4 protein-coding genes are annotated in these 5,710 nt (G+C 68.9%); 1 reads left to right on the forward strand and 3 read right to left on the reverse strand.

The window, feature by feature from the left end; all coding sequences use genetic code 11:
* Window positions 1-430: 430 nt before the first annotated feature.
* On the reverse strand, window positions 431-877 hold the full coding sequence (locus tag ACF08B_RS40530; RefSeq protein ID WP_392322050.1) for a peptidase inhibitor family I36 protein: 447 nt from the start codon (window positions 875-877) through the stop codon (window positions 431-433).
* A gap of 444 nt (window positions 878-1,321) precedes the next feature.
* On the opposite strand from ACF08B_RS40530, the gene ACF08B_RS40535 reads away from it, so the two are divergent.
* Complete coding sequence (locus tag ACF08B_RS40535) at window positions 1,322-1,933, forward strand: hypothetical protein (protein ID WP_392322051.1); 612 nt, start codon at window positions 1,322-1,324, stop codon at window positions 1,931-1,933.
* A 276-nt stretch (window positions 1,934-2,209) separates the two neighbouring features.
* On the opposite strand, the gene ACF08B_RS40540 is transcribed toward ACF08B_RS40535, so the two are convergent.
* Entirely contained in the window at window positions 2,210-3,562 is a 1,353-nt protein-coding gene (locus ACF08B_RS40540; RefSeq protein ID WP_392322052.1) for a hypothetical protein, read from the reverse strand.
* Between the two features lie 260 nt (window positions 3,563-3,822).
* Window positions 3,823-5,710: hypothetical protein (locus ACF08B_RS40545; protein ID WP_392322053.1), on the reverse strand; the 1,888-nt coding region annotated here is incomplete at its 5' end.

Consider the following 5,710-nt stretch of genomic DNA (forward strand, 5'->3'; position numbering starts at 1 on the left):
CAGGCACGGACACCCCGAGTGATCATGAAGCGTAGAGAACTCCATGATCGGAGACCGTGCCTGCACCACTTCCCCAGCCTACTGGCGGACGCTCTAGGTGAAAGCCGCAGGCTGGGGGCAACGTACGGCGAGCTGGGATGGCGCGAGGGCGGCCTCAGCCGCCCCCTGGCCGGGGGCATCAGACGGCGGCACGGTCGTCGCTACACCGTCCCGCCTGCATTCACAGCGCCGTCGTCACCCCGGACGCGAAAACAGGGAGGCGCGGGGCGCAACCCGCGCCCAGCGTCTAGGCCGCAGATAGCGGACCATCACCGCCTGCGCCAGCGCGAACACCCGCACGCCGGCTGGTGAGCCGGCCCCCTTCGCTGTACCGGCTCACGCAAGCGCCGCCTGCGCCGTGATCCGCCGCGGCGGCGGTACCTCGAGGCGGTTACGCGCCGCAAGGGGTGTTGTTGTTGCGCAGGCTGTGGGTGGTGTCGTTGAGCTGGTAGGAGCGCAGGTCGCTGATGGTGCCGCCTTCGCGGCCGACGCAGACGTGTCGGCCGGAGTAATTGTCCTTCTGGTAGACGCGGGCGGTGCGGCTGCTGTTGTTGATGATGGAGCTGCCCTTGCCGCGGATGTAGTCCGGCAGGTGTCGCACGGATCCGTCGACGGCGCGTTTGACGTAGGGCTGGCCGTTGAAGTTGATTTCCGGGTAGATGCACACGAAGCCGCGCGGGCAAGCGATCTGATCCCGGTGCGTTACGGGGGCGCCCGCGGTCGCGGCGTGGGCGGGTGCGAAACCGATCAGTGATGCGGCCAGGACGGTCGGGACGGCGGCAGCGAGCAGCGCGGCCGCACCGGAGAGGGGCCGCCGCCGTATACGCAGAAGTCTCATGCCGCCCGCCTGTCCTGGCGGAACGGTTCCCCATTCCGTCCACCGCTGATGTTCATTCAGATGAGCGAGTGAAGTGGCCGTCGGCCACAGGGGCGGACGGGACCGTGTCGTCAGAGGGGCCAGTTGATAGCGCCCAGTGAAGGTTCTGGATCATTTTCAGTGCCGAGGCCACGGAGGGGCACCAGCTCCGCGATCATGAACGGTCGTGACCGACGACCTCCCACGGCCTCTGGGCTCCACCAGACCACCGATGTCCACGGCAGCGCCGTCACCATCGGTGCCGACGACAGCGCGACAGCCCAGCGCCGCGTCGTGATAATGCCTGGCCGAGGCATTCGCCGTCCCCGTTAGTCGTTCCACCCTGCTCCGGCTGATACGTGCTGTTCCCCAGTGCGCACCGCACCTACTCTGGCAGATGTCAGATGCCCTAGTTCCGAGGCCTGGATGGAACTTCTCCTGCCCGTCACCCTTGATGAAGTGGTCGCTGTCTGGCTCGGCGCTGAGGTTCACTCCGATCGGTTCGGCGCCCTTGTGGGCAGTCTGCTGCAGCGCGATGGTCTGCCCGCGGCGCTGGTGACGGACCCGGACCTCACCGACGGGCAGGCGAACGCCGCTCGGCTGGGTCTGTTGCGCGAGTACCGCGGATTCGACCAGGCGGACATCTCCTTGGAGTCCTATGTCGGAGGGCTGCCTGTACGGGATCTGACCTGGTGGCGGGTGCGTATCGACGCTGCTGATGTGGCCCGTGTGCACTACATCAACTGGGACTATTGGGTGGAGGTCACCGGCGGAACCCGGCTGGCGGCCACGTTCGCGTCGGAAAAGCTGGCCGGGCCAGGTGAGGGAGAGCCGTTCTATACCGCGTTGCGGGATGCCTTCGTGGTTGGCGCTTCGGTTCCTGAGATCATTCTGGTCGATTCCGGTTCTGGCACGCGGCTCGTCGTCCTGGAAGGCCATGTACGGGCCACTGCCATGGCGATGGCCGGCGGCAAGCTGAAGGAGCGCACGGCGCTTCTGGGGCGCGGCGAGGTGGTGGCGGAGCAGTGGTTCTACTGACCTGGCGGCGTTGTCGGAACGGCGGCCGGGTCAGGTGCCCGCGCGACATGGGTCGGCAGACGTGCACAACCAGCCCATAACCTGGGCCACGTCTCCTTTCCGCAGGTCACAGCACCGTATAGAGCGGGGTGATGCTCTGGTTTCGCCCTGCAGACGGGCGTTCACGGACCGCGGGCGCGCAGCCGACCGTGCCGACGGCGGTCGTGAGGCCGGCCGGAAGGGGGCGGTACACGGGGCACCGCCCCCTTCCCTTTGGCCCTCTGGTGTGTTGGCCGGTCAGCTCGCGGGGGTGACGGTGATGGTGTCCTGGGCGGTGGCGAAGACCGGCTGGCCCAGCTGGATGCCGACCAGTGCTCGTCCGGCCGGGGCTGTGGCTTCGACTTCCACCGCCGGGTAGAGCGATACCCAGGCGTCCTTGCCGGGACTGCTGGGTACCAGGTCCAGCGGCACGGCCGGGCAGGTCAGGGTGCGGCGGTCGGCCGAGAGGACACCCAGCGCGACGGTCTCGTGGCTCTCGTCTGCCCAGTGGGTGAAGGCCACCCGGTCTTCGGTGAAGTGCAGTCCTTCGGGGGCGGTGAAGACGACCTTGACGGTGCCGATGGTGCGCTGGCCGGTGTTGCGGATGACGAAAGCCGGGTAGAGCCAGCGGTCCTGGCCTGCGGTCGCCGTCAGGGTCTGTGTCTTGATGGTGGCGCGCAGTCCGGTGTCAATGCCGGCCGGTGCCTTGTAGCGGTAGTAGACGCTGCCGATTTGGAAGGCGTCCTCCGGTTTGGCTTCGTCCCAGCGCAGGCTGCTGGGCGAGCCGTCGAGGTCGGCGGACTGCGGCCAGATCAACATGCGGTAGTAGCCGGGCTTGTCACCGAGCTGACGCAGGTCGATGGCGGGCAGGGTGACCTTGCGGCCGGTGCCGCTGTCTTTGTGCCCTTCGGCCTTCTGCAGCTGGGGGGTCGGGGTGTAGTGCGAGGGCGTTCCGTCCTCGTGGACGAGCTGGTAGTAGACGTGGTCGCTGTTGCTGCTTGGGACGCCCTGTTCGCCCTGGCGCAGGTTGACCAGGTCGATAATGAACTTGTCACCGGGGATACGGCCGTTGTCCGACACGTAGCCGAAGCCGGCCTGGCTGTTGGGCGTGCCGCCCCAGGCTGAGTCGTAGGGCAGCCGGACGAAGGGCCGGCCGACCTTCTCTGCGTCGCTGCGCTGCCAGGCGCTGGCGAGGACCTCGATCTCCGGGGTGGCCGTGCGGACTTCGCCCGTGGTGAGGGTGACGTCGACGCGGATCTGGTACCGGCGGCTGTAGGCGGGGCGGGGGTCGGCGTCGACGTTGAGGTCGCCGCGCAGGGTGAAGGTGATCAGGTCGGCGTCGTCGAGGAAGGTGAGGTCGATGATCTCGTACTCCTGGCCGATGCCGCTCTGGCCGCGCTTGACCTCTGCCGCGGCGAGGTCGGCCTGCCCGTTGCCGGTGTAGGAGTACTTGATCTCTTTGATCTTCACCCCGACGGGGACGCGGATGCGGCCGTCGTAGCGGAACTCGCTGTCCCATACGGCGAAGCGGTTGGCGTGGCCGAGGGTGCGGATTCCGGTGCCTTCGGGGTCGATCGGCGTGCAGTCGTGGAGTATTGCCGGATTGCTCATGGGTGCTCTCTGCTTCCTGCCGGGCGTGCGGGGGTGGCAGCGCGGGGGAGGGACTCATACGGGGCGGGCGCATTGCGATATCGGCGCGGTCATCGGTGCGGGCGGCGGCCCGGCTACCGTGGGGAGGTGACTTCGGTCGTTGCCGGCGGCCCTGGTGATGAGCCCGTCACCGGGCCCGTGCGGTGGCGGCCGGCGAGGCGGGATTGCCCTGCCGAGTGGGCCCGGCCCGGCTCAGGGCCGGGCCAGGCAGGGCTGTGGCGTTATGCCTCGATGGTGACGGTGGCGTTGCCGGTGGCGAAGGGCGGGGTGCCGATCCGGATGCCGACGCGTACGGCGCCGGTGGCGGCGCTGGTTTCGACTTCCATCTCGGGGTAGAGGACGGCCCACTTGCCGGGGTCCAGGTTGAGGGCGGCGCCCCGGAGCGTCAGGGTTCGGTTGGCGGTGGAGCGTTGTCCGGCCAGTTCGGTCTCGCTCGTCGCTCCTTCGCTGGACATCATCACCCGGTTCTCGGTGAACCACAGGCCCTCGGGAGCGGTGAAGACGATGTCCTCAAAACCGATCCGCGTGCGTCCCGTGTTGGTGAGGGTCATCACCACGGGGTAGGCCCACTGCTGGCCGGGCCGCACCCGTGCCTGGCCGAGCCGGCTCTGGGTGATACGGATGGTGTGCTCGGCCGCGGCGCCGGTGACCTTGGCGAGGATCTGGACGGGGGAGCGGCGGCCGATGCTGGCCGAGCCGTCGCTTGCGAGGCCGGGCTGGGCGTCGGGCTGGGCGCGCAGGCCGAGGCTGTAGACGAGGGTTCCGGCGTCGGTGTCGGTGGTGTTCAGGTGAGGGTTGTCGCGGACGACCAGGGTGCGGCCCGAGTCGTAGATCTCGTGGTCCAGTTCGCCGCTGATCGCGCCCTGCACGGTGTCGGGGTAGGTGTAGGTGGGATGGCCGCTGAAGACGAACCCGGTGGGTGCGGTGAAGCGCTGGGTGATGATGCCGGGGTTGACGGGCTGGCCGACGGGTGACACGTAGCGCAGCAGGACACGGGCGCCCTGGCCGGGAGCGGCTTCGGGGATGTTCTCCTGGTAGATGGTCAGGGCGCGTTCGTCGGCGACCGGTTCGGGGACGACGACGGTGACGGGCAGGGTGAAGCTGTTGTCCTTGAGGTTGAGGTCGCCGCCGTACTGGATCTCCAGCGTGGACTCGTACATGCCCGGCTTGGCGGTGTCGAGGGCACGGACGCGGAACACGCCGTCCAGGGTGCCTTTGCCGGGGGCCAGGTCGGTGCCGGGGAAGGTGCGGGTCAGGCGCCGTCCGTTGTTCTCCCGGGCGCTTTCCAGGCCGTCGGCCAGGGTGATCACGACCGTGATGTGTTCTCCGCTGGCGATGGCGGGGCCGCGGTTGTGGACGCGGGCGCCCAGGTCGAACTCCTGGCGGCGGGGGACCATGACGGGCAGGACGAGCTCGCCGTACAGGTCGGCGACGGGCGGGGGCGGCGGGGTCATCGTCGCCGCTGCGAACACCTTGCGCACGCGGTGGTTCGAGGCGTCAGCGATGTAGAGATCGCCGGAGGGGGCCACGGCCACGCCGTAGGAGTAGTAGAGCTGCTGCCCCACCGCCGGTCCTCCGTCGGCGATGTACCCGGCGACGCCGTTGCCGGCGACGGTGGTGATGACGCCGTTGGCCGCCACCTTGCGCACCCGGTGGTTGTGGCCGTCGCCGATGTAGAGGTTCCCGGCCCCGTCCACCGCTACGGCCGCAGGGTAGTGCAACGACGTAGCGACGGCGGGTCCTCCGTCGGCGACGTACCCGGCAATGCCGTTGCCGGCGACGGTGGTGATGATGCCGTGGGGTGTCACCTTGCGGACCCGGTGGTTGTGGCGGTCGCCGATGTAGAGGTTTCCGTCTTTGTCCACCGCTACCCCCCAGGGGTAGTGGAGTTTGGTGGCGACGGCGGGGCCGCCGTCGGAGACGAACCCGGCCTGCCCGTTGCCGGCGACGGTGGTGATGATCCCGTCGGGTGTCACCTTGCGCACCCGGTGGTTGCCACCGTCGGCGATGTAGAGGTTCCCGGCCCCGTCCACCGCCACGTCATAGGGCGCATTGAGTTTGGTGGCGACGGCGGGGCCGCCGTCGGAGACGAACCCGGCCTGCCCGTTG

The organism is Streptomyces sp. NPDC015139 (assembly GCF_043079785.1).
Lineage (GTDB): Bacteria > Actinomycetota > Actinomycetes > Streptomycetales > Streptomycetaceae > Streptomyces > Streptomyces albidocamelliae.